We start from the raw sequence: 23,575 nt of genomic DNA, 5'->3' as shown, positions 1-23,575 counted from the left end.
TCACGGTCAGCTGCGTCGCGGGCACGTTCTCCTGCAGCGCCTCCAGCACGGCATTGCGGCCCACCACCTGGTCGCTGCCGGGGCGGTTCTTCGCGCCCTTGCCTCCTGCACCGCCGCGCCGGCTCGAGGATCCCGAGGCGGGCTTGGAGGAGCCGGCGAACGCCTTGTGAGCGGGGCGGTCCTTGGCCTTCGGGGTGGGTCCCTTGCCTTCCAGCGCGCGGCGGCGCACGCCGCCGGAACCGACGGTCGGGCCCTTCTTGCCCTTGCGCACCGCGCCGCGGCGCGAGCTGTTGCCTGCCATGTGTGTCTCCTCAGTCCGTGGTCTCGAGCGTCCAGCGCGCGCCGTCGGGGCCGTCCTCGACGCGGATCCCGGCGGCGCTCAGCGCGTCCCGCAGGGCGTCCGCCCGGGCCCAGTCCTTCTCGGCGCGGGCCGCCTCCCGGGCTGCCAGCTGGGTGGTGATCAAGGCGTCCAGTGCCTCGTGCTCGGCGGTCGAGCCGGCATGGCTGCCGGCCCATTGCGCCGAGAGCGGATCCAGGCCCAGCACATCGAGCATCGCGCGCAGCCGCCCGAGGCCCGCAGCGATCTCTCCCGCCGCACCTCCGCCGGCCAGAAGCGTGTTCAGGGCCGCCTGCTCACGGTGGATGACGGCGAGGGCCTCCGGCACGGTCAGGTCGTCGTCCATCGCCGCGATGAACTCGGCGGGCAGCTCGACGGCGGCGAGATCGGCATCGGCGCGTGCCGGCTCCTCCTGGCCGAGCTGCTCGGCGGCGCGGCGGGCCGTCGCGGAGAAGCGGTCCCAGACCACTTCTGCTTCCTGCATCGCGGTGGCGTTGTACTCGACGGTCGCGCGGTAGTGGCCGCTGACCAGGGCCAGGCGCACAGCAGGAGTGGGGTGGTCCGCCAGGGCACGGGCCGCGGTGACGAAGTTGTCCAGGCTCTTGCCCATCTTCATCCCGTCCACGGTCAGCACCCCGGAATGCATCCAGCGCCGGGCGAAGCCGTAGCCGGCGGCGTGGGACTGCGCCTGCTCGTTCTCGTGGTGCGGGAAGCGCAGGTCCAGCCCTCCGGCGTGGATGTCGAACGTCTCGCCGAGGTACTTGCGGCTCATGGCGGAGCACTCGAGGTGCCAGCCGGGGCGGCCGCGGCCGAAGGGTGTGTCCCAGGAGGCGGTGGCCGGTTCCGTCGGCTTCGCCGCCTTCCACAGGGCGAAGTCGCGGGGGTCGCGCTTGCCGGGCTCCATCTCCTCCCCCGCGTCCTGCATGTCCTCGAGGGACTGACGGGTCAGGGAGCCGTAGCCGGCGTGGGAGGCGACATCGAAGTACACCGATCCCTCGCCGTCGGCGTAGGCGTGGCCGCGCTCGATGAGCCGCTGCATCAGCTCGATCATCTCGGGCACGTGGCCGGTGGCACGCGGCTCGTAGGTGGGACGGCGGTTGCCGATGCGCTCGAGGGTGTCCTGGAACTCGCGCTCGAAGCGCAGCGACCATGCCCACCAGGGTGTCTCCGCCTCGGCGGACTTCACCAGGATCTTGTCATCGATGTCGGTGACGTTGCGGATGTGGGTGACGTCGTACCCGCTGCGCTCGAGCCAGCGCACCAGCACGTCGAAGGCGACGAACGTGCGCAGATGGCCCAGATGCGGGGCGCCCTGCGTGGTGGGGCCGCAGACGTACAGCGACACCGTCCCCTCGCGCACCGGGGTCAGCGACGCGGTCGTGCGGGTGGCGGTGTCGTGCAGGTGGAGAGTCACGTCCTCCAGGGTAATGCCGCCTGCGGGAGCCCGCGGCCCCGCCGCACCGTGGCCGATCCCTCGATCGCGTCGGACCGCTCGACCCGGTGCCCCGGAGATCCCATGGGATCCGACGGATCCGCCGGGGCTCACTCCGTGCGGGAGCTGACCTTCTTGCCGTAGAGCTCCTCGAAGGTGTCGTCGTAGGAGACGGCGTTGTGGCGGCGCTTGCCCTGGACCGCACCGACCGCGCCCTGCGCGGTCTCGATGGTGGTCTCGGGCGCCTTGATCCGCTTGTACACCAGGAACGCGATCAGACCCGCGATGGCGGCGAGCACGATGAACACCACGGCGATGATCAGGAAGGAGAGCCAGTAGGACAGCCCCAGCGCCTCGAGCCCGGTGGCCGCGAAGAACAGCAGCATCACCCAGGCGGAGAGCAGCAGGAACAGCAGCACCGCGGCGCAGGCGGCGATGATGGCCGCCTTGATCAGGATCGCGGTGATCTCTTTCTTGGCGATGTCGATCTCGTGATGGACGACTCCGAGGAGCTCGTCCCGGATGGACTGGACGAGTTCACCGATGGACCGCTGGGTGGGCGGCGTGCTCGGATCGTTCGTGGTGTTGATCATGGTCGGAGCCTATCGCAGGGGTCAGGGGATTCGCAGTCGGCGCGGGGGCGCCGGCGGGTGAGGTCAGTCGACCGAGACCCGCTTGCGCTTGGTGGTCTCCGGGCGGGGACCGGCAGAGGTGGACCGACGCACGACGACGTCCGGGGCGACGGCGACGTCCCGTGGCTCGACGTCGTGACCGGAGACGCGTTCGACGAGGAACTGGGCGGCCAGTGCGCCGAGCCGGTCGGAGTTGGGATCGACGCTGGTCAGCTGCGAGACGCCGGAGGAGGCCAGCGAGGTGTTGCCGTATCCGGCCACGGCGAGGTCCTCGGGCACGGAGAAGCCGTATTCGCGCGCTGCGGAGAGCACGCCGACCGCGGTCACGTCGTTGGCGCAGGTGACGGCCGTGGGTACGCGGCTGCCGCGCAGCAGCATCGACCCGGCCGTCTGCCCGACCTGCTCGGTGAAGTCTCCGGGCTCGACGCGGGCCTCGTCCCCGAGGCCGTGCCGGTCCATGGCCACGCGGAAGGCCTCGGCCCGTTCGCGGGCGACCTCCGGGCCGACGCCGCCGACGTGGGCGATCTCCCGGTGGCCCAGGCCCACCAGGTGGTCGACCAGCAGTCCCTGGCCCACCTCGTCATCGATCCGGACGGTGTCGATCTGGCCGACGAACTCGCGGGAGCATCCGATGCCGACGAACGGGCGATCGCCCGTGGCCTTCAGCACGCTCTCCATGTCGGCCAGGTCCGAGATCATGAGGAACCCGTCGACCCCGAGCTCGACCAGGGACTCGATGGCGTCGGTGTCCGCAGCGACCGGGTGCTCGGGCACGCGGCGACGCGTGGGGACGACCACGGCCGAGCGTCCGGTGGCGGTCAGCTCGATGCGGATGGCGCGCACCAGGTCCGAGATCCAGGTGTTGCGCATCGTGTTGACCAGCACGGCCACCACGCCGCGGTGGTCGGTCTCCTCGCTGAGCTCCTCGAGGGGGAAGTGGAGCCGTTCGGCGGCCTCGTGGACGCGCCGGATCATCTGGGGCTTGATCTCCTCGGAGCCGCGCAGGGCGCGCAGAGCGACCGCGCTGGAGACGCCGAGCGAATCCGCGACGTCCCGCAGGGTCCCGCGGGACTGTCCGCTCTCCTCCATCTCGGAGGCCGTGTGGTCGATGTGCTCGATCACCTGGCCGGTCTCCCCCGCCTCGGGCGGCGGTGTCCCGGCATCGCTCTCGGGCTGGACGGTCTCATCGGCGGAATCGTTCGCGTCACTGCTCATGACCCCCATTGAACCGCATCTCGGCCCTGGCGACGGGACCGGCCGGTGCGACAGGCAGACGCGAGGACGGGGCCGGCGGGGGTTATCCCCCGCCACAACGGCAGGACGCCCCTGTGGGAACTCGGCGCGGGCCCGAATACTGTCGGTGCCATGGACGAGACCTCGACGACACCTCCGGACGGCCGCTCCCGGCTCAGCCTCGCGGCGCTCGCCTCCGTGATCGTCGGAGGCCTGCTCTTCTGCACCTGGTTCTGGATCAGCCTGACGATGCTGTTCACCGGACTCGGCTCGCTGCCCGCCATGGGCACCGGCCTGCTGCTGCTGATCCCGTGGCTGCTGCTGATGCAGGCCGCCGTGCGTCTGGAGCGCCGGAGGGCCGTGGCGATCCACCGGATACCCGTGATCCTGCCCGCACGGCGCCGGTCGTGGCGCACGGGGGCGTCCGGCTGGATCCACGACCGCTGGCTCGAGCTGGGCAGCGCGGCCTTCTGGCGCGGGGTCCTCCATCACCATCTGGCGATGCTCGTCACCGGCGCGTTCTTCGTGCTGTTCCTCCTCCTGGTGTGGACCGGATGGACCGCCGGGGACATCGCGCTGCGCCACGGCCCGCTCGAGGTGGGCTCGGTCCGGCTCCCGCGGTGGATCCTGGGGCTCATCTGCGTGGCGACCCTCGTGCTGTCCACGGTGACCCTCGTGCTCGGAGCCCTCGCGGACCGGGGCCTGTCCCGCGCTCTGGTGTCCGGTTCCGAGGACGATCTGCGCGAGCAGGTGGCCGAGCTCGCCGAGCGCCGGCAGGGCGCGGTCGATGCCGCCGCCCAGGAGCGGCTGCGCATCGAGCGCGATCTCCACGACGGCGTCCAGCCGCGCCTGGTGGGTCTCGCCATGACGCTGGGCATGGCCAAGAACACGGTCCGTTCCGATCCGGACCGGGCCGAAGCCCTCGTGGGACAGGCCCACTCCGAGGCGAAGGCCGTGATGACGGACCTGCGCCAGCTGGCCCGCGGGATCCACCCCGCGGTGCTGACGGACCGCGGCCTGGACGCCGCCCTGTCCGCCCTCGCCGCCCGCTCACCGGTTCCCGTCGACCTGCAGGTCGACCTCGGCCGCGGGGCCGGCCCCGCCCTGGATCGTGAGCGCGAGGCCGTGGCCTACTTCGTGGTCTCCGAAGCGCTGACCAATATCGCCAAGCACTCCGAGGCCGCACATGCCACCGTGTCCGTCACCCGCAGCGACGACGTGCTGCGGGTGCGAATCGAGGACGACGGCCGCGGCGGGGCCCAGGTGCGCCGCGACGGACTCTCCACCGGCCTCGCGGGCCTGACCGACCGGGTGCGTGCCACCGGCGGCCGGCTCGAGGTCACCAGTCCTGCCGGCGGCGGCACGGTGCTGCTGGCCCTCGTCCCCGTCGGTCCCGGACACCGGATCCCGGCCGCGACCGGCCCGACCACCACCGAGGAGGCCCCGCGATGAGGATCGTGATCGCCGATGATGCCGTTCTGCTGCGCGCAGGGGTCGAGCGCCTGCTCACCGATGCCGGCCACGAGGTGGTCGCGGCCGTCGGCGATGCCACGGCGCTGCTCAGCGCCGTCTCCCACCACAAGCCGGACCTGGCGGTGATCGACGTGCGGATGCCGCCGACCTTCACCGACGAGGGGGTGCGCGCTGCGACCCTGATCCGGCAGCAGGACCAGGCGGTGGCGCTGCTGGTGCTCTCGCAGTACGTCGAGGAGCGCTACGCCTCGGAGCTCATCGCCGATTCGCCTCACGGGCTCGGCTACGTGCTCAAGGACCGCGTCGCCGATGTCGAGGACTTCCTGGCCGTCGTCTCCGATGTCGGGGACGGCGGCACCTGGCTGGACCCCGAGGTCGTCCAGCAGATCTTCGTCCGCTCCCGGCGACGCCGCACGCTCGAGGCCCTCAGCCCTCGCGAGCGCGAGGTGCTCTCGCTGATGGCGCAGGGACGCTCGAACCAGGCGATCGCCGACACCCTGTTCGTCTCCGCCGGCAGCGTCGAGAAGCACATCTCCTCGCTGCTGACCAAGCTCGACCTGCCCCCGGTCGACGGGGAGAACCGCCGGGTCATGGCCGTTCTGCGCTATCTCGAATCAGAGGACAGATGATGACCAGCACTCAGACCCCACAGCCCCCGCAGGCTCCACCGACCGGCCCCGGCCTCGCCGGCGGGTCACCGCACGGCTCCGGCCCCGACGCACCCAGGCCGACCACTTCGGTCGAACCGGCGCGCCGCCTCTCCCCCGCCCCCGAGGACGACCGTCCGTGGCGTCTGCTGATCACACTGCTCGGCGCGGCGTTCGTGGCACTGATGGTGCTGGGCCTGGCCGCCATGTCGATCACCCAGTGGACCATCGCTCGCGGCTACGACGACGTGCCCGCCACCACGCACCTCGGGGAACCGAGCTCGCTCTCGCTGAGCTCGCGCATCGCCGACGTCCGCGTCCTGCAGTCGGCGGATGCCGATCAGGTCTCGGTGGCGCTGGTCGAGAACGGAGCCACCGAGCTCCCGCCGGCCGATTCGCTGGTCCGTGCCCGGATCGACCAGCAGGGACCGGCCGACGCCCCCGTCCTCGACGTGCGCCAGCCCGAACAGTTCAGCTCGGTGCCGTGGAAGCACGACGTGCGCGACGTGCTCGTCATCGTGCCCGAGGCGCATCGGCTCGCTGTGGACATCACCTCGTCGGTGGGTGACATCCGCGCCGACGGCGACTACTCCGCCATGACCATCTCGTCGCAGGTCGGAGAGGTCCGCCTCTCCCCCGTCAGCGCACCGGGCGGGCTCGACGTCAGCTCCGACGTCGGCGGGATCGACATCGAGCTGGAGGGCACCGCCCCCGAGACGATCGGCCTCTCCAGCTCCGTGGGCGACATCGATCTGCGGCTGCCCTCCGGCGCCGAGAGCGACGTGGACGTCCACACCGATGTCGGCTCCGCAGACGTCGCGGCTCCCGGCACCGGGCGCTGGGCCGTCGACGCCCGGGCGGATACCGGCGACGCCCGGGTGGACCCGAGCCTGACCCGCGCCGACGGTCCGCTGGTCGGCACGCTCACCGTCGTCTCGGACCTCGGCGACGTCACCGTGACGCGCTGAGGGACAGCGACGGCGCCGTGACCCGCTTCGAGGCACGCGGCGCCCCGCCGGACCCGCCGAGGGACGCTGCGACGCGGGGCCGGGGTCAGCTCTTGCCGCTCATTCCCTGCTGGATGAGGTCCATGACGGAGGCGTCGGCGAGGGTCTGGGTATCCCCCACGGTGCGGTTCTCGGCCACATCGCGCAGCAGGCGGCGCATGATCTTGCCGGACCGGGTCTTGGGCAGCTCGGTGACCAGGAGGATCTTCTTGGGCTTGGCGATCGGACCGATCTCCTTGCCCACGTGGGCGCGCAGGGTCTCGATGACCTGATCCTTGCCGCCCTCCTCGGCGACCGCATCGTCATGGCCGGAGCGCAGGATCACGAAGGCGACCACGGCCTGTCCGGTGGTCTCGTCGTCGGCCCCGACCACCGCCGCCTCGGCGACCCAGTCGTGGCTGACCAGCGCGGACTCGATCTCCATGGTGGACAGACGGTGCCCGGAGATGTTCATGACATCGTCCACGCGGCCCAGCAGCCAGATGTCGCCGTCCTCGTCCCGCTTGGCGCCGTCACCGGCGAAGTAGAGCCCCTCGAAGCGGGACCAGTAGGTCTCCTTGAAGCGCTCCGGGTCGCCCCAGATGCCGCGGAGCATCCCCGGCCACGGCTGATCCAGGACCAGATATCCGCCCTTGCCGTTCTCGACGGACTCGCCGGCGTCGTTGACCACGTCGGCGCTGATGCCGGGCAGCGGGGTCTGCGCGGATCCCGGCTTGGTGGCCGTGATGCCCGGCAGCGGGGAGATCATGATGCCGCCGGTCTCCGTCTGCCACCAAGTGTCCACGATCGGGCAGCGGTCCCCGCCGATGACGCGGCGATACCACATCCAGGCCTCGGGGTTGATGGCCTCGCCGACGCTGCCGAGCACGCGCAGCGAGGAGAGGTCGAACCTGCCGGGGATCTCCTCGCCCCACTTCATGGCGGTGCGGATCGCGGTGGGCGAGGAGTAGAACAGGGAGACCTTGTGCTTCTCGACGATCTCCCACCAGCGGCCCTGGTGCGGGGTGTCGGGGGTGCCCTCGTAGATCACCTGGGTGGCGCGGTTGGCCATCGGGCCGTAGACCACGTAGGTGTGCCCGGTGACCCAGCCGACGTCGGCCGTGCACCAGTAGACGTCCGAGGACGGCTTGAGGTCGAAGACGTTGCGGTGGGTGTAGGCGGCCTGGGTGAGGTAGCCGCCGGTGCTGTGGACGATGCCCTTGGGCTTCCCGGTGGTGCCGGAGGTGTAGAGGATGAACAGCGGGTGCTCGGCCTCGACCCAGACGGGCTCGTGCTCGGTGGAGGCGTTCTCCCGCGCCTCGTGCCACCACACGTCGCGTCCCTCGGTCCACTCGACGTCGCCGCCGGTGCGGCGGACCACCAGGACCTTCTCGACGGACTCGGCGCCACCGGCGAGCGCCTCGTCCACGGCGGGCTTCAGGGGCAGCTGCTTGCCGCGACGGTTCTGCCCGTCGGCGGTGATGACGACCCGGGCCTCGGCGTCCTCGATGCGCGAGCGCAGGGCGTCGGCGCTGAAGCCGCCGAACACGACCGAGTGCGGGGCCCCGATGCGGGCGCAGGCGAGCATGGCGAACGCCGCCTCCGGGACCATCGGGAGGTAGATGGCGACGCGGTCGCCGGTCTTGACACCGAGATCGGTCAGGATGTTCGCCATCCGGGAGATCTCGTCCTTGACCTGGGCGTAGGTGAAGGTGGCGTCCGATCCGTCCTCGTACTCGGCCAGGATCGCGGCTTGATCGCCGTGGCCGGACTCGACGTGGCGGTCCACGCAGTTGTAGGCGGCGTTCAGGGTGCCGTCGGCGAACCACCGGGCGAACGGGGGGTTGGACCAGTCGAGGGTCTCGGTGAAGGGCGTCTTCCAGCTCAGCAGGCCGGCCCGGGTGCGCCAGAAGGCGAGCCGGTCGCGCTCGGCCTCCTGGTAGAGCGAGGGACGGGCCACGGCGTTCTGGACGAACTCGGAGGACGGGGAGAACGTGCGGGTCTCCTGCGAGAGATTCTCGATCCCGGTGACGGCGTCGTCAGACATCAGCGCTCCTGCTACACGGGCCCCGGTTCCGGGGCGGAATGGACGCCCCCACCGTATCGCAGGAGACCCACGTCACGCGCACCGTCCGGGACCCGGAGAGGTCGGCCCACGCGGATCTGCCGACGCGGACCGAACTGTGGATCCGGCGCGGATCAGACGGTGACGCGCGGGTGGATCTCCAGATGCTTCCCGTCGGGATCCGTGACGTGGACGCTGCGCGCAGGACCTGCTGCGACCACCCGGGCCGGATAGCCGGCCTCCGTGAGCCGCAGGGCCAGGCGCTCGAGATCCTCGCTCGTGGAGAAGCTCAGCCTCACCTGCAGGCACTCACCGAACTCGGGGCCGGTCGGCCGTGTCCGGCGATCACCCTCCGCGGGAGCGTGCAGGCCGATGCTGCCGGCGCCGCCGGCTCCGCGAAGCTCCTGCCGACCGGAGACGGGGTCGGCGACCGGAGCGAATCCCAGGGCGGCGAAGTACCCGCGATCGCGGGAGAAGTCCTCGCTGCTGACGACCGCCGTCACCGCCAGCCGCGGGTCGGCGGCGGACGGGTCGTGCCCGACGTAGCCGTAGAGGTCGTGCTGTTCCTCGTTCAGGGAGATCCCCTCTCCCGCAGGACCTTCGATCCTCCCCTGCTTGCCGTAGCTCTCGTCCCACACGGTGGCGGGGACGCCTTGCTGTTCTAGAGCGGCGACGGCAGCCTCGGCGTCGGGCACGATGAGGCAGAGATCCGTGTCCCCCGAGGCCGCGCCGCTGACGGCTCCAGGGGCCGAATGGACCATCACCCGTCCGGCGCCCGCCACCAGGTCGCCGAAGTCCGCGTCGCCCGCCGTGATTGCGGGTGACATGCCGAGGGTGCGCAGGAAATCGATCATGGCGCGGGGATCGTCGGTGAAGCGCAGAGGGAAGACCGTGAACGGGGCTCGATGGCCCTCCGGGGGCGGGCTCTGCTGAGTGTCCGGGTGGTGGTCGATCATGACTGCCTCCTCAGGCGTCGTCGCGCGGGGATTCGGGAGAATCGGATTCGGAGAGGTACTGCGTGAGTGCTCGCTCCACGAGGGCACTGAGACTGGTCGACTCGTCGATCGCGCGATGCTTGACCGCCACCACGAGTGCCTTGGGCAGATACACGTTGAACTGGACTTTGGGGCTGGACGCGGGCGGCTTCGAACTCTCTGCCATGTCAAGAATCCAGCATTCCTGGCCGGGTTCGGTCGGAGCCTCGGGCCCCGCCCTGGACCCCCGGATTCCATGGATTCGTGGAGGGGACGAGCATCGTGGGATCGGCGGCGACACGCACTGGGAACACCATGCGGTGCGCCCCGATGTCCGGGCTGTAGATATGACGATCCATGCGGCTCTCCTTGCGTGGCGTGGCGATCGGAACCAGGTACGAGTAGTCCTCGCTTGACATGATGCTAGCATCCTAAGTCCGACGGTCAAGGGATCTGCTGTCGAGGCCTCGTGAGCCCCTCGCCCAGACCTCACGGCGATGCGACGCTGAGTTCCCGCGCACGCTTCAGCAGGCGCGTGTGGTGATGTTCAGGCGTGAGGAGGCGAGCCTCAGCAGTCCGGGACGCTGACCGGGACTGCGGTGACCGCGAGCCCGCCCATCGCGGTCTCCTTGTAGCGCTCGCTCATGTCCTTGCCCGTGCGGCGCATGGTCTCGATGACGGTGTCCAGCGAGACGAAGTGCTCCCCGGTCCCGCGCAGCGCGAATCGCGCTGCGGTGATCGCCTTGACCGCGGCCATCGCATTGCGCTCGATGCAGGGGACCTGCACCAGTCCGCCGACGGGGTCGCAGGTGAGCCCGAGATTGTGCTCCATGGCGATCTCGGCGGCGTTCTCGACCTGGGCGGGCTTGCCGCCCATCGCCTCGCACAGGGCGGCCGCAGCCATCGAGCAGGCCGAGCCGACCTCGCCCTGGCACCCGACCTCGGCGCCGGAGATCGAGGCGTGCTCCTTGTACAGCGAGCCGATCGCGCCCGCGGTCAGCAGGAACCGCACCGCGACCTCGTCGGGATCGACGCCCTCGATGTAGGTGGTGGCGAAGAACAGCACTGCCGGGATGATGCCGGCGGCGCCGTTGGTCGGGGCGGTGACCACACGTCCGCCCGCGGCGTTCTCCTCGTTCACGGCGAGCGCGGCCAGGGAGACCCACTCGAAGGCATTCATCGGCAGCCGCGTGGGGTCCTCGGCGCTGAGGGAGTCGTACCAGGAGGCTGCGCGGCGCTTGACGTCGAGCCCGCCGGGCAGGGTGCCGCCGGTGCGTGTGCCGCGCTGGATGCTCTCCTCCATGGCGTGCCAGATCGCCAGGATTCCGGCGCGGATCTCCTCGTCGCCGCGCCACTGCCGCTCTCGCAGCAGCATCGCCTCGGACACGGAGATGCCGCGGTCCTCGCACACGCGCAGCAGCTCGTCGCCGGTGGTGAAGACCGCCGTGCCCTCGCCCTCGGCGGCGACCTCGGCGATGGACTGCTCCATGTCGGCCTCCTCGACGACGAACCCGCCGCCGACGGAGAACATCGGCCGGCGCACCAGCTCCTCGCCGAGCGCGTCCAGGGCGATGAAGACCATGCCGTTGGAGTGCTGCGGAAGCACAGTGAGCGGATGCAGCTGGATCGAGGAGGGACGCAGGCTGACCGGCAGCGTCCCATCCAGCAGCAAGCCGCCGCCCGCCTCGATGTGGGCCACCCGTTTGCGCCCGGCGATCGGGTCCACCGTCTCGGGATCTGCGCCCTCGAGACCCATCACCACGGCGTCCAGCGTGCCGTGGCCGACGCCGGTGGCGGCGAGGGAGCCGTAGAGGTGGACCGCGACGTCCGCGACGTGCGGCGCGATCACCGGGTCCTGGAGGGTCTCGCGGGCGAACTGCGCCGCCGCGCGCATCGGGCCGACGGTGTGCGAGCTCGAAGGCCCGATCCCGATCTTGAACAGGTCGAAGGTGCTGATGCTCATGGCTTGCCGCGTTTGCGGGGACTGCGGGACGGCGCACCGGAACGGCCGCGAGCGCCGCCCTTACCGGTGCTGGCCCGACCGCCGGCACTCTTGCCGCCGCTCCGGCCTCGCGCACCCTGGCTCCGGGAACCCTGGCCCCGGGCACCCTGGCCCTGGCGGCCGCGGCCCTTGCCACCGCGAGGAGGCTCCTCGTCCTCCTCCCAGGAGGCACGCCGTTCCTCATTGGCCCGGCGCTCCTCGGCGCGGCGGGCGTCGGCCCCTCTGGTGCGCTTGATGTCGAGCTTGCGCGGCGCGCCCTTGTACTTCACCTGCGCGGGGTCCTCGGCGGGCTCACCGCTGGGAGCCCGCGCCCCGAGCTGCTCCAGGGCCGGATCCTCGGCCTCGGCGACCTCTGCCCAGGTGGCCTCGACCTCCGCCTCCTCGACGATCCGCCGGGTCGAGCGGGTCTGGTGCGGCAGGGCGAGGGTGACGACGGTCCCTGCGGCCCCGGCTCGGGCGGTGCGGCCCGAACGGTGCACGTACTCCTTGACGTCGGCGGAGGGATCGACGTGGACGACCATGCTCACGTCATCGATGTGCAGACCCCGGGCGGCGACATCTGTCGCCACCAGCACGGGATAGGCACCCTGACGGAACCCGGCCAGGACGTTGGTGCGCAGCCCCTGCTGCTTGTTGCCGTGCAGAGCCGCGGCGCGGACGCCGACCTCGACCAGCTCCTGTGCCACGCGCTCCGCGCCGAGCTGGGTGCGGGTGAACATCAGCGTGCGCCCTTCTCGGGCGCCGAGCCATGCGGTGACCGCACGCTTGGCGGAGGGTTCGATGGCCAGCACGTGGTGGTCCATGGTGGTCACGGCCGCGGCGACCGGGACGGTCTCGTGGCTGACGGGATCGACCAGGAACGTATCGACGAGATCCTCCACCTGCCCGTCCAGGGTGGCGGAGAAGAGCATCTTCTGGGTCCCCATGGGGATGGCGGCGAGGATGTCGGCGACATCGGGCAGGAAGCCCAGATCGGCCATGTGGTCGGCCTCGTCGATGACAGTGGACTCCACCAGGTCCAGCTGCAGGGCCCCGCGCTCGGCGAGATCGATCAGCCGGCCCGGGGTGGCGACGATGATCTCCACGCCGCGGGCCACCGCGTCGGCCTGCTTCTCGATGTTCATGCCGCCCGCGACCAGCTGCGCCTTGATCCCGACCGCACGGGCGTAGGGATGGATGGTGTCGACGACCTGGACGGCGAGCTCGCGCGTGGGCACCAGCACGACTCCGAGGGGACGCTTGCGGTGCACCTTGCGGCCGCGGAACCGGGAGGTCATGGCGAGGGTGAAGGCCAGCGTCTTGCCCGAACCGGTCTCCGCGCGGGCCAGCACGTCCCGCCCGGCGAGCGCATCGGGCAGGATGGCGGACTGGATCTCGAAGGCGCGCTGAAGGCCCTGATCGGCGAGCACACCGATCAGCTCCTCGGGCAGGGCCATGTCCTCGAAACGCTCCGAGCTGTGGGCGGAGCGGCGACGGGCCTTGGGCATGGTGATCCTCCTGACGAAACGGACCCCACCATCATCGCGCACGGGCGGTCCGTGGAAGACTTATAGGCGATGTACCGCACTCTGTTGACCTCGAAGATCCACCGGGCCACCGTCACGCAGGCAGACCTGCACTACGTGGGCTCGGTGACAATCGACCCCGATCTCGTCGAGGCCGCCGGTCTCGTCGAGCACGAACAGGTCACCATCGCAGACATCACCAATGGTCAGCGCCTGACCACCTATGTCATCGAGGGCGAGCGCGGCAGCGGCGTGATCGGCATCAACGGCGCCGCGGCCCATCTGGTCTCTCCCGGCGACCTGGTGATCATCATGGCCTACGGGCAGTTCGAGGCGGCCGAGGTCTCCGCCCACCATCCGCACGTGGTGCACGTGGACGAGAGCAACCGCATCGTCGCCACCGGGGACGATGCCGCCCAGCCCGTCCCGGGGATGCCCGACCAGATCTCCGGCCGCGAATCCAGCGGCATCCGCTGACCCTGCCGGGCCGTCCGCCCGCCGTCACCGGCTGCCCGTCCGGCCGGTGGCAGTGTCCGGCTGCTGGCGAGCGGCTGTCAGCGACCCGCTGCGCCGACATCCGTCCCGCCCGCCCTGCGGACGCGGCGAGCCCCGGCCGTCCCGGCGCTCTAGGATCGGCCAGATGACGACGCCACTGCCCCGCACCGAGCCGTGAGCGGGGTCCTGGCCGGATTCTTCATCGTCTGGTCCCTCATCGGCGTGGGCTGGGTGACCGGGCGGACCGGTGTGCTGGGCCCGCACGGTCGCTATGTGCTCAACCGCGCCACGTTCTTCCTCGCCTCCCCCGCCCTGGTCCTCGTCGGCCTCCTGGAGTCCGACGTGCGCGACATCCTCTCGATCCCCATGGCAGTCGCCGGGATAGCGGGCCTCAGCACCGGCGCGCTGCTGCTGCTGGCGGTGCGGCTGCTGACGAAGCGGCGCGGGGCAGAGCTCGTGGTCACCGCGATCAGCGGGTCCGTGGTCAACGGCGCGAACATGGGCTTCCCGATCGCCGCCTACGTGCTCGGGGACATCTCCCACGCGCTGCCGGTGATCCTCTTCCAGCAGGCGGTCTACAACCCGCTGTACCTCTTCGTCCTCCACCAGGTCACGCAGAAGACGTCGCTCGGACCCGCCGGCGTGGCCCGCACCATCGGCGCCAATCCCGTCATCGTCGCCGGCGCCCTCGGCATGGTGCTCGCCCTGGCCGGGGTGGACGTCCCCGCGGTGGTGCTCGAGCCCGTCCAGTCGCTGGCCGACATGGCGATCCCCGCGATGCTGCTGGCCTACGGCCTGTCCCTGCACGGCTCGACGCCGCTGGCCAAGGACGACGGCTACCGCGGGCTGATCGCCGTCGCCTCGAGCGCCAAGCTGCTGGTGATGCCCGTGATCGCGCTCGGGGTGGGTCTGCTGTTCGGGCTCAGCGGGCATTCGCTGTACGAGGTCGTGGTCATGGCCGCTCTGCCGACGGCGCAGAACGTGTTCGTCGCCGCCGCGCGCTACCGGGCGGCGGAGAACCTCGCCCGGGACACGGTGCTGATCACCACCATCGGCACCGTGCTGGTGCTGCTGCTGATCTCCGGACTGCTCGGGGTCTGAGTCCGGGCCGGTCGCACTCCGTGGCCTGGCCCGCCCTCGAGGGGGCGTCTCTGCCTCACCGCGCCGCCGCGACGGCGAGCCCGGATCCGCCTCCGACCTGCCCCGAGGCCGAGGCTCCGGTCCCGGGCGCGAGCTCCCGCTCCAGGAACAGGCTCGCCGCACCGATGGCGCCGACGTCGTCGCTGAGGTGCGAGCACTCGAGCACGGCTCGGCCGTCGGCCACCCATTCCCCGAGGGCCTCGCGGAGGGACGGCTCGGCGACGGACCGCAGCGCGGGCCAGGTGGGCCCGCCGATGATGATCCGCTGCGGGTCGTGGATCCCCGCGAGAACGGTCAGCGCCTCCCCGAGAGCCGTGCCATGGAGGGAGATGATCTCCCTCGCTGCGCTCCGCCCCTCGTCCGCGGCGGCGGCGAGGGCATCGATCATGGCAGTGGTGCCCGACCCGTCGGGCAGCTCGATCCCGGCGTCCCGGGCACGGCTGAGCAGCCGGTCGGCGTCGGTGTACACGCTCAGGCAGCCGTGGCGTCCACAGGAGCACACCTCGTCGGCGCGACCGGTGGGCAGATGCCCGATCTCGCCGGCCTGGGTGCTTCCGCCGCGGTGGACCTGGCCGTTCGCACTGACCGCGGAGCCCACGCCGTGACCGACGTACACGTAGACCACCGTCTCGGAGCCACCGAGGTGACGCGACCAGATCTCCCCCGTCAGGGCGGCATTGGTGTCCTTGTCCAGGAGCGCCGGCAGGCCGGTCACGGCGCTGAGGGCGTCGACCACGGGGACGTCGCGCCAACCCGGCATCCAGGGCGGGTTGCGCAGGATCCCGGCGGCGGCGTCGAGTCCGGCGGGGGCGGCGATCCCGATGCCCAGCAGACGGCGGCGGATCGGCTGGTCCGGCAACTCCTCGCCCAGCTGCGGCGAGGACGCACCGAGCTCACGGCACAGCTCGGCGATCGCGGCCGCGATGCGATCGATATCGGCCTCCGGCTCCTCGGTCGGCGGAGCGAGGGTGGCCCGGGCCACCGGCCGGGCGGCGAGGTCGCAGACGACGACGCTGATGTGAGCGGGGTCGAGGTGCACCCCGACGGCCAGGCGGGCGTCGGCGACCACGCGCAGCAGGGTATGCGGCTTGCCGGGCCCGGAGATCCGACGACCTGCCTGTTCGATCATCCCCTCGGCCACCAGGCGGCGGGTGATCAGCGAGACGGCCTGGCGGGAGAGCCTGCTGCGCCGCACCACCTCCGCCTGCCCCACCCCGTCCGGAGCGCTGCGGATGGTCTGCAGCACCAGCCTCTCGTTGAACTCTCCGATATCGGACATCGACGACCCGCGCATGATGCTCCTCCCCGGCATCTCTCACGCTCCCACGTGGATGCCGTTGCATTAGTCCATCGGTGTGAGTAACCTACCTCACAGGAACGACGTGGTCCCTCCTCCCAGTGTGACCGCGAAGGCACCGATGCCTGCCGTTCCCCGGTCGCCGCGCCGACGACGGCGCGGCGAATGTCGCCGCATCGCTGCAGGTGCGGTGCGTATCACCGCACCGATGGAGGTGCGGCGAATATCCGAAGGGAGAGCGATGAGCGCGAGCAATGCCGTCGCAGCAGGGGCCCCCGGCACCGGTGCCGCAGGGGCGGGCCCCTCTGCTGACCTCACGGCGCACAGCGGGCCACCGGTCCGGGCCGGCGCGACGGGCGAGACACCGTCCAAGCGGAAGCTGACACAACGGGAGAAACGCAACCTGCGCACAGGATTGCTGTTCATCTCCCCCTGGATCATCGGGGTCAGCGTGTTCGTGATCTACCCGTTGGTCTACTCCTTCGCGATCAGCCTCACCCAGTACTCCGGCATGAAGTCCCCGACGTTCATCGGGCTGCAGAACTACATCGCCGCTGCGCTGGATCCGATGGTCCACACCGCCGTGGGCAACACCGCCTACTACATGTTCATCGCAGTGCCGCTGGGCATGGTGGTCGCGCTGCTGCTGGCCCTGGCGATGAACCGCAACGTGCGGGAGGTCGCGGTCTACCGCACCCTTCTGTATCTGCCCTCGCTGATCCCGATGTTCGCGATGTCGTTCATCTTCATCGTCTTCGTCAATCCCCAGTACGGCATCGTCAACCGCTTCCTGGGGCTCTTCGGGATGCCGGACACGAATCTCCTGGGGGAACCCAGCCTCGCCAAGCTGGTCATCATCCTCATGGCGCAGCTGGGGGCAGGCAACGCCGCGCTGATCTATCTCGCAGGTCTGCGAAACATTCCCGAGACCCTCTACGAGGCGGCGCGCATCGACGGCGCCAGCCGTTTCCGCCAGTTCCTGTCGATCACGATTCCGCTGCTGACCCCGACGATCCTCTTCAATCTGATCACGGGGGTCTCCGGCGCGATGATGGTCTTCACCGAGGCATACATCATGACCAATGGCGGTCCCGACAACTCGACGCTGTTCTACATGCTGTACCTCTACCGCAACGCCTTCTCGTACGGGCAGCTCGGTTTCGCCTCGGCGCTGGCGGTGCTGCTGTTCCTGTTCGGGATGCTCCTGGCGGGACTCATCTACTGGCTCTCCCGCCGGTTCGTGAACTACGACGTCTCGGCCGGCTGAGGAAGAGGAGAAGCACATGGCTATCGACACCGTGAATACGAGCACCCGCAATCTCGGCAATGCTCCCAAGCTCAAGCCCCGGTCGGAGTACGGACGAAACCCTGATGGCTCGCGCCAGAGCCCGGCCAGCGCATGGATCTCCCGACTTGTGATGCTGCTGGTCCTGGCGCTCTTCTCGCTGCCGCTGTACTGGATGATCATCTCGGCACTGAAGTCGCCCGAGGAACTCGCCCAGTTCCCACCCACCCTCTTCCCCCAGGACATCCGCTGGGAGAATTTCGCCGACGCCGTCACCGTGATGCCGTTCTGGCTGTTCTTCCGCAACTCCGCGATCATCACGATCAGCGTCGTGGTGCTCAGCGTGGTCTCGAACTTCATCGTCGCCTACGGCTTCGCCTGCATCGACTGGCCCGGCCGCAATCGCGTGTTCTTCGTCGTGCTGGCGACGCTGTTCCTCCCGCTGCCGGTGACCCTGATCCCCATGTTCGACATGTGGGCCGCGCTGGGGTTCGTGAACACGTGGGTGCCGCTGATCCTTCCGGCGATGTTCGCCGGTGGGTTCTTCACCTTCCTGCTGCGGCAGTTCATGCTCCAGACCCCGCGCGACATGATGGACGCCGCGCGGGTGGACGGGGCCAGCGAATGGTCGATCGCCTGGCGGATCGTGTTCCCCACCGCGCGCCCGGCGGTCACCGTGATCGCGATCTTCTCGGCCGTCGGCACGTGGAACGACTTCATGGGCCCGCTGATCTACCTGCAGGACGAGGACAAGCAGACGCTCTCCATCGGTATGCAGGTCTTCCGCACCGTCAACGCCCAGGACATCCAGTTCAACCTGCTGATGGCGGCATCCTTCCTGGTGCTGCTGCCGCTGGTGATCCTGTTCTTCATCTTCCAGCGCTACTTCATCAGCGGAATCACCCTCGGAGGTTTCAAGTGATCAATCGCAGAACTCTGCTGCGCGCCCTCGGCGCAGGGGCGAGCGTGACCATCGCGGGCGGATCGATCGTCGGCTGCGCCAGCCGCCCCGTCGGCGAGGACCGCGATCCGAACCATGTGCGCGTCTGGGGCGCGATCGCTGCGTTCGAGGAGTACGAGACCAATGTGATCGAGGCCTTCACAGAGCAGAACCCCGACATCAAGGTCACGATCTCGCCCGCCCCGAGCAACGGATCGGGGGACAACTCGCCGGTGATCACCGCAGTCCGCGGCCGCACCGGACCGGACCTGTACTGGATGGACCGCTTCAACGGTGCCCAGTTCGCGTCCCTGGGGCTGCTGGAGCCGATCAACGATCTCATCGAGGAGTACGAAGGAGTCAGCCCGGAAGAGTACATGTCGGGCTGGGTCAAGTTCGCCACCGACGAGCTGTACTACGACGGCCAGTGGTACGGGTTGCCCCTGGACACGGACACCCGGGCGCTGTTCTACAACAAGGACCTCGCCGACGAGGCCGGGATCGACCCGGCGCTGCTGGACCCGGCCAACGGGCCCATGACCATCGATCAGATGTGGGATATCAACGACTCGTTCAACGTCCAGGACGAGCGCGGCACCTACGAGAAGCTCACCTGGATCCCCTGGGACGATCAGGGGTCGCTGCTGATGTGGGCCTACGCGTACGACGTGCAGATGTTCGACGACGACTCCTGCAACATGATGCTGAATTCCGAGGACATGCTCGGCGTGGCCCGGACGTACTCGGAGTGGGTCAAGCGGCTCGACTTCCCGCGGGTGGACGCGTTCAAGGCCACCTATCAGCCGCCGAACGCGCCGCCCAGCCAGACGTCCTTCTTCTCCGGGCGGCAGCTGTTCCAGATCAGCGTCCCGGACTCCGTCGGCAGCCTGCTGAAGTACAAGCCGGACATGCGCTACGGGCTCACTCATCTCCCGACGGCGCGAGAAGGCGGGGAACCGTTCAACTGGGCCGGCGGCTTCGCCTTCGTGATGCCGAAGGGCTCGAGCATGTCGGAGGCCGCGTGGAAGCTCATGACCTTCTACACCGGCTACGAGGGTCAGAAGATCTACATGCCCGGCATCAAGAAGATCCCGACGAACATCAAGGCGGCGAAGGACCCGGAGGCGTTCGATCCTGAGATCCAGTTCTTCGTCGACCAGATGCCCTACGCCACCTCGCGGCTCCCGCTGCCGGTGGGCACCAAGGTGTGGGACGCGATGTTCACCATGCAGGACAGCCTCAATCAGCAGTCGAAGACCCCCGAAGAGGCCGTCCGCATCGCCCAGGACTACGTGAATCCGACGATGCAGCAGTTCTGCCCGGTGCGCCTGCCCGAAGGCTACGGCGAGCCGGACCCGAACTTCACCGCGGACGACGCGCAGAGCTTCGACGCCTGAGCGCCCCGGGTCCGGGCACCGGGGCAGGGCCGGCTGCGCGTCGCAGCCGGCCCTGCCCCACCGGGACCTCCCCATCACCCATGGCACATGCCGACCCCGATCCAGGAGACTTCGTGAGGTCACCGGCCGACCAGGATTTCCGCACCGCTTTCGCCCCCGGTGAGCCTCAGCCGGAGCAGGATTCCGCCCCGGAGTGCGCGGGCGTGCTCCGCAGCGCGAACGGCCCGCCGACGGGCATGGCGACGTGGGTCGAGGGCGGGCCCGACAGTGGATACAGCGTCAAGCGCCACGTCGGTATCACCGGGAGGGAATGCCTCGCCTACCGCGGGTACCACGCCCGCCCCGGCAGGGCGCACTCGTACAACATCGTGCTGCCCGTGCGCATCCCCGTCACCCGGCACACCCGGCTCTCCTACAAGATCTTCCCCCGCGACGTCTCCGACGGCACCGCCCTGCCCGCGCCCGGGGCGCACGTGGCGCTCGATCTCGAGTTCTCCGACGGATCCCACCTACGGGACCTCGGTGCCGTGGACGACCACGGCTTCGAGCTCAGTGCACGCGGGCACGGCGAGAGCGGGGTGCTGTTCGCCGGGCACTGGAATTCGGTCGGCGCGGACATCGGAGCGGTCGCCGAGGGCAGGACCATCACGGCGATCGGCCTGGACTACGAGCGCGACGGCGATGAGGGCACCTTCGCCGGCTGGGTCGATGACATCGCCGTGGTGACCGAGACCCGATCGGTCGACCTCGAGCATCCCGCCGACCTGGTGGACATCCGTCGCGGGACGAATTCGAGCCCTGCCTACTCCCGGGGAAACACCCTGCCCGCCGTGGCCCTCCCCCACGGCTTCAACTTCTGGGCCCCGGTGACCGATGCGAGCTCCTCGAGGTGGCTGTACCACTACCAGCAGCAGAACGACGCCGACAACCTCCCCGCGCTCGAGGCTCTCGCCCTGAGCCATCAGTCCTACCCATGGGGCGGCGACCGCCACACGTTCCAGGTCATGCCCACGACCGATCCGGGACTCCCGAATCCCGACCGCCGTGAGCGTGCTCTCGCCTTCGACCACGAGGACGAGATCGCGCGGCCCCACCACTACTCCGTCTCCTTCCGCAGCGGAGTGCGAGCGGAGATCACGCCCGCCGACCATGCCGCGATGCTGCGCTTCACCTTCCCCTCCGGGACCGGACAGCTGATCTTCGACAACATCACCGGCAGCTCCGGCGGTGCGCACTGGGATCCGGACCGCAATGCGCTGGTCGGCGCGATGGGCCAGGACCGTGACCGGATGTTCCTCCTCGCCCGGTTCGATCGTCCCGTCGTCCGGGCCGGCACTCTCCAGACAGGTCGACGCACCGGATACGTGAGGTTCGAGACGTCCGCGCACCGGGAGGTCTCGATGCGCATCGCGACCTCCCGCATCAGCATCGATCAGGCCGAGCACAACCTCGACCTCGAGATCCCCGAGTCCGCCACGTTCGACGAGATCCGCGACCGCGCCCGCCGTGCCTGGGACGAGGTGCTCGGGGTGATCTCGGATGTCGAGGGAGCAAGCACGGACCAGCTGGTCACGCTGTACTCGAGCCTGTACCGGATGAGCCTCTACCAGAACTCCGCCCACGAGAACGTCGCCACCTCTGAGCGACCACGGCTGCGGCACGCCAGCCCGTTCCTTCCCGCTGCGGGCGAGGGCACCGACTCCGTGACCGGAGCCCAGGTCGTCGACGGCACGCTGTACCGCAGCAGCGGCTTCTGGGATACCTACCGCACGACGTGGCCCGCCCTCGCGCTGTTCTCCCCGCAGCGGACCGGAGAGCTGGTCCAAGGCGTCCTGGCCCAGTTCGCGGAGGCCGGCTGGTTCCCCACCGGGATGGTGGGCAGCTGCAGCGACGCCTCCTTCGCCGAGATCCACGCCCAGGGCGTGCGGAACTTCGATGTCAAGGCCGCCTACGACGTCCTGATCAAGCACGCCACCGTGGTCTCGGACCGGCGCGGGGCCGGACGCCCCGGGCTCGAGCGCGGCATCTTCCTGGGGTACACCCCGCTGTCGGCCGGGCCCGCCCGTCCCGGGGGCACACCCGACGAGAGCCTGGCCGACGCCCTCGAGAACTACCTGGGCGATTTCGCGATCGCTGCCATGGCACGATCCCTGCACGAGGCCACCGGGTTGCCGCGCTACGCCGAGGAGCACCGGTATCTGCTCAGCCGTGCCCGCAACTACGTGCATCTGTTCGATCCGGCGACCGGCTTCTTCCAGGGCCGCCACGCCGACGGCGGCCGCCGCGTCCGGCCCCAGGACTACGAGCCGCGGGAGTGGGGCTTCGACTACACCGAGACCAACGGCTGGGGCATGGCCTTCAGCGTGCCGCACGACGGCCGGGGCCTGGCGAACCTGTACGGGGGCGCCGAGGGCCTCGCCGCCAAGCTGGACGACTTCTTCGCCATCCCGGAACGCGCGAGCCATCCCGGCTCCTACGGTGCGGTGATCCATGAGGTGCGCGAGGCCGCCGGGATCCAGGCCGGGCAGTGGGGACTGAGCAATCAGCCGGGGTTCCACATCCCGTACATGTATTACTTCGCGGGCAGGCCCTGGGCCGCTCATCGGATCGTGCGCACCGCCCTGGCACGTCAGTTCGCCGGCAGCGACATCGGACAGGGCTACCCGGGTGACGAGGACACCGGCTCGACCTCCGCCTGGTTCGTGCTCAGCGCGCTGGGCCTGTACCCGTTGCAGGTGGGGACCGCCACCTTCGTCCTCGGCTCCCCGTTGTTCCGTTCCGTGACGATCCGCCCGCACGGTGGGCGGCCGATCACGGTCCGGGCTCCGCGCACCAGCCTGCGCAACTGCTACGTCCAGGGAGTCAGGGTCAACGGGCAGCCGTACGAGAGGACCTGGATCACCCGCGAGCTGCTCGCAGGCGGCGCGGAGATCGAGTTCGACATGGGTCCGGAGCCCTCCGGGTGGGGCACGGATCCGGCCTCCGCTCCGCCGTCACTGACCGAGGATGATGAGCTCCCGCACCCGCTGCGGGACCTGACCGGCGATCTCGGAGGCCACGCCGCGCTCGACCGGGCCGGTTCCGACGAGGCCGGTTCCGACGAGGTCGGCGCCGACGAGGCCCGTACCGATGGAGCCGCGGAGGCGCTGTTCGACGACACCTCGGAGACCACCGCGAACCTTCCTGGCCAGCACCCCGTCGTCACGTGGAGCTTCCCCGAGGGGCGGAAAGCCGCCGCGCAGATGTACACCCTCACCTCGTCCGCCGTCCAGGAGTCCCCGACGAGCTGGCAGCTGCACGGATCCACCGACGGGCATCACTGGACGCTGCTGGACAGCAGGGAGCACGAGGAGTTCCGGTGGGACCGGCAGACGCGACCGTTCTCGCTGAGTGAAGCAGGCGCGTATCGCCACTACCGCTGGACCTTCACCGGATTCCCGCAGCGGCGCGCACTCGCCCTGGCACAGCTCGAGCTGCTCGGCTGAGCCTCTCGGCTTCTGCGGTCCGAGGCCGACGCCCGAGGCCGACCCGGCGGTGCGGCGGCATCGGCGATGCAGCCGAGGTGCGGAGGTCGTAGACTGTCCACGTGGCTCAACGTCTGCTGCTTAGATAGCCGCGTCGGAGAACGCCTGCCCAGGCCACCGCCCGCGCGGCGGATCGGTCCCGCGGCGCGGGCACCGACGCGGCAACCCTCGCCTGCGCGGGGGTTTTTTCATGTCACGAGACGCCCGGCGG

At 70.0% G+C, this 23,575-nt stretch carries 18 protein-coding genes and 1 pseudogene; 9 read left to right on the top strand and 10 right to left on the bottom strand.

The window, feature by feature from the left end:
* From AC5020_RS10360 to AC5020_RS10345, 4 genes and pseudogenes are all read right to left on the bottom strand, one after another.
* Positions 1–301, bottom strand: a pseudogene (locus AC5020_RS10360) (23S rRNA (guanosine(2251)-2'-O)-methyltransferase RlmB); the annotation flags it as partial.
* A 10-nt stretch (positions 302–311) separates the two neighbouring features.
* Positions 312–1,751 (bottom strand): cysteine--tRNA ligase, encoded by a 1,440-nt coding sequence (cysS, locus tag AC5020_RS10355; protein ID WP_464988219.1) that lies wholly within the window; start codon positions 1,749–1,751, stop codon positions 312–314.
* A 128-nt stretch (positions 1,752–1,879) separates the two neighbouring features.
* On the bottom strand, positions 1,880–2,362 hold the full coding sequence (locus AC5020_RS10350) for a phage holin family protein (protein ID WP_377019207.1): 483 nt from the start codon (positions 2,360–2,362) through the stop codon (positions 1,880–1,882).
* Between the two features lie 63 nt (positions 2,363–2,425).
* A complete protein-coding gene (locus tag AC5020_RS10345) occupies positions 2,426–3,616 on the bottom strand; it encodes a LacI family DNA-binding transcriptional regulator (RefSeq protein ID WP_377019206.1) in 1,191 nt (396 codons plus the stop codon).
* A gap of 150 nt (positions 3,617–3,766) precedes the next feature.
* Here AC5020_RS10345 and AC5020_RS10340 point away from each other — a divergent pair, with 150 nt between their 5' ends.
* Genes AC5020_RS10340 through AC5020_RS10330 form a run of 3 tightly spaced genes read left to right on the top strand, consistent with a single transcriptional unit; the run spans position 3,767 to position 6,722 of the window.
* Positions 3,767–5,086 (top strand): sensor histidine kinase, encoded by a 1,320-nt coding sequence (locus tag AC5020_RS10340; RefSeq protein ID WP_464988218.1) that lies wholly within the window; start codon positions 3,767–3,769, stop codon positions 5,084–5,086.
* Positions 5,083–5,736 (top strand): response regulator, encoded by a 654-nt coding sequence (locus AC5020_RS10335; protein WP_377019204.1) that lies wholly within the window; start codon positions 5,083–5,085, stop codon positions 5,734–5,736. Before AC5020_RS10340 ends, AC5020_RS10335 begins: the two co-directional genes overlap by 4 nt.
* Positions 5,733–6,722 carry a DUF4097 family beta strand repeat-containing protein gene (locus tag AC5020_RS10330; protein ID WP_464988217.1) on the top strand — a complete coding sequence of 330 codons (990 nt, stop codon included), beginning with the start codon at positions 5,733–5,735 and terminating at the stop codon, positions 6,720–6,722. The genes AC5020_RS10335 and AC5020_RS10330 overlap by 4 nt, the downstream gene beginning before the upstream one ends.
* Positions 6,723–6,807: 85 nt before the next feature.
* Here AC5020_RS10330 and acs read toward each other — a convergent pair whose 3' ends face one another.
* From acs to AC5020_RS10305, 5 genes are all read right to left on the bottom strand, one after another.
* Positions 6,808–8,787, bottom strand: a complete 1,980-nt coding sequence (acs, locus tag AC5020_RS10325) for an acetate--CoA ligase (protein ID WP_464988216.1) — start codon at positions 8,785–8,787, stop codon at positions 6,808–6,810.
* 152 nt (positions 8,788–8,939) lie between these two features.
* Positions 8,940–9,761, bottom strand: coding sequence for a hypothetical protein (locus AC5020_RS10320; RefSeq protein ID WP_464988215.1), 822 nt, complete (start codon positions 9,759–9,761; stop codon positions 8,940–8,942).
* Positions 9,762–9,771: 10 nt separating this feature from the next.
* Positions 9,772–9,966, bottom strand: coding sequence for a ribbon-helix-helix domain-containing protein (locus AC5020_RS10315; protein ID WP_464988214.1), 195 nt, complete (start codon positions 9,964–9,966; stop codon positions 9,772–9,774).
* A gap of 381 nt (positions 9,967–10,347) precedes the next feature.
* The gene (locus tag AC5020_RS10310) at positions 10,348–11,742 is read right to left on the bottom strand and encodes an L-serine ammonia-lyase (protein ID WP_464988213.1); all 1,395 of its coding nucleotides are present in this window, start codon (positions 11,740–11,742) and stop codon (positions 10,348–10,350) included.
* On the bottom strand, positions 11,739–13,268 hold the full coding sequence (locus AC5020_RS10305; RefSeq protein ID WP_464988212.1) for a DEAD/DEAH box helicase: 1,530 nt from the start codon (positions 13,266–13,268) through the stop codon (positions 11,739–11,741). Before AC5020_RS10305 ends, AC5020_RS10310 begins: the two co-directional genes overlap by 4 nt.
* A 69-nt stretch (positions 13,269–13,337) precedes the next feature.
* On the opposite strand from AC5020_RS10305, the gene panD reads away from it, so the two are divergent.
* Positions 13,338–13,763, top strand: coding sequence for an aspartate 1-decarboxylase (gene panD / locus AC5020_RS10300; protein ID WP_377019199.1), 426 nt, complete (start codon positions 13,338–13,340; stop codon positions 13,761–13,763).
* 192 nt (positions 13,764–13,955) lie between these two features.
* Positions 13,956–14,882, top strand: a complete 927-nt coding sequence (locus tag AC5020_RS10295; RefSeq protein ID WP_377019198.1) for an AEC family transporter — start codon at positions 13,956–13,958, stop codon at positions 14,880–14,882.
* A 55-nt stretch (positions 14,883–14,937) separates the two neighbouring features.
* Here the strand turns inward: AC5020_RS10295 and AC5020_RS10290 are convergent, their stop codons facing one another.
* Positions 14,938–16,215: an ROK family transcriptional regulator gene (locus AC5020_RS10290; protein WP_464988211.1), complete on the bottom strand. Its 1,278-nt coding sequence runs from the start codon at positions 16,213–16,215 to the stop codon at positions 14,938–14,940.
* 244 nt (positions 16,216–16,459) lie between these two features.
* Here AC5020_RS10290 and AC5020_RS10285 point away from each other — a divergent pair, with 244 nt between their 5' ends.
* The 4 genes from AC5020_RS10285 (at position 16,460) to AC5020_RS10270 (ending at position 23,325) form a co-directional block, all read left to right on the top strand.
* Positions 16,460–17,485, top strand: a complete 1,026-nt coding sequence (locus AC5020_RS10285) for a carbohydrate ABC transporter permease (RefSeq protein ID WP_377794272.1) — start codon at positions 16,460–16,462, stop codon at positions 17,483–17,485.
* Positions 17,486–17,501: 16 nt separating this feature from the next.
* On the top strand, positions 17,502–18,425 hold the full coding sequence (locus AC5020_RS10280) for a carbohydrate ABC transporter permease (protein WP_377794273.1): 924 nt from the start codon (positions 17,502–17,504) through the stop codon (positions 18,423–18,425).
* Positions 18,422–19,840, top strand: coding sequence for an extracellular solute-binding protein (locus AC5020_RS10275; RefSeq protein ID WP_464988210.1), 1,419 nt, complete (start codon positions 18,422–18,424; stop codon positions 19,838–19,840). The genes AC5020_RS10280 and AC5020_RS10275 overlap by 4 nt, the downstream gene beginning before the upstream one ends.
* 113 nt (positions 19,841–19,953) lie before the next feature.
* A complete protein-coding gene (locus AC5020_RS10270) occupies positions 19,954–23,325 on the top strand; it encodes a GH92 family glycosyl hydrolase (RefSeq protein WP_464988209.1) in 3,372 nt (1,123 codons plus the stop codon).
* Positions 23,326–23,575 lie beyond the last annotated feature (250 nt).

Source organism: Brachybacterium sp. SYSU DS0246 (assembly GCF_059391765.1).
The sequence above is the reverse complement of the archived record's forward strand: the minus strand, read 5'-3'. Positions and strand labels throughout refer to the sequence as shown.

What these genes read in the sequence shown, in the direction of transcription:
- AC5020_RS10350 (WP_377019207.1), bottom strand. Translation starts at nt 2,362, where the DNA reads ATGATCAACACCACGAACGATCCGAGCACGCCGCCCACCCAGCGGTCC.
- AC5020_RS10345 (WP_377019206.1), bottom strand. Translation starts at nt 3,616, where the DNA reads ATGAGCAGTGACGCGAACGATTCCGCCGATGAGACCGTCCAGCCCGAG.
- AC5020_RS10340 (WP_464988218.1), top strand. Translation starts at nt 3,767, where the DNA reads ATGGACGAGACCTCGACGACACCTCCGGACGGCCGCTCCCGGCTCAGC.
- AC5020_RS10335 (WP_377019204.1), top strand. Translation starts at nt 5,083, where the DNA reads ATGAGGATCGTGATCGCCGATGATGCCGTTCTGCTGCGCGCAGGGGTC.
- AC5020_RS10330 (WP_464988217.1), top strand. Translation starts at nt 5,733, where the DNA reads ATGATGACCAGCACTCAGACCCCACAGCCCCCGCAGGCTCCACCGACC.
- acs (WP_464988216.1), bottom strand. Translation starts at nt 8,787, where the DNA reads ATGTCTGACGACGCCGTCACCGGGATCGAGAATCTCTCGCAGGAGACC.
- AC5020_RS10320 (WP_464988215.1), bottom strand. Translation starts at nt 9,761, where the DNA reads ATGATCGACCACCACCCGGACACTCAGCAGAGCCCGCCCCCGGAGGGC.
- AC5020_RS10315 (WP_464988214.1), bottom strand. Translation starts at nt 9,966, where the DNA reads ATGGCAGAGAGTTCGAAGCCGCCCGCGTCCAGCCCCAAAGTCCAGTTC.
- AC5020_RS10310 (WP_464988213.1), bottom strand. Translation starts at nt 11,742, where the DNA reads ATGAGCATCAGCACCTTCGACCTGTTCAAGATCGGGATCGGGCCTTCG.
- AC5020_RS10305 (WP_464988212.1), bottom strand. Translation starts at nt 13,268, where the DNA reads ATGCCCAAGGCCCGTCGCCGCTCCGCCCACAGCTCGGAGCGTTTCGAG.
- panD (WP_377019199.1), top strand. Translation starts at nt 13,338, where the DNA reads ATGTACCGCACTCTGTTGACCTCGAAGATCCACCGGGCCACCGTCACG.
- AC5020_RS10290 (WP_464988211.1), bottom strand. Translation starts at nt 16,215, where the DNA reads ATGCGCGGGTCGTCGATGTCCGATATCGGAGAGTTCAACGAGAGGCTG.
- AC5020_RS10285 (WP_377794272.1), top strand. Translation starts at nt 16,460, where the DNA reads ATGAGCGCGAGCAATGCCGTCGCAGCAGGGGCCCCCGGCACCGGTGCC.
- AC5020_RS10280 (WP_377794273.1), top strand. Translation starts at nt 17,502, where the DNA reads ATGGCTATCGACACCGTGAATACGAGCACCCGCAATCTCGGCAATGCT.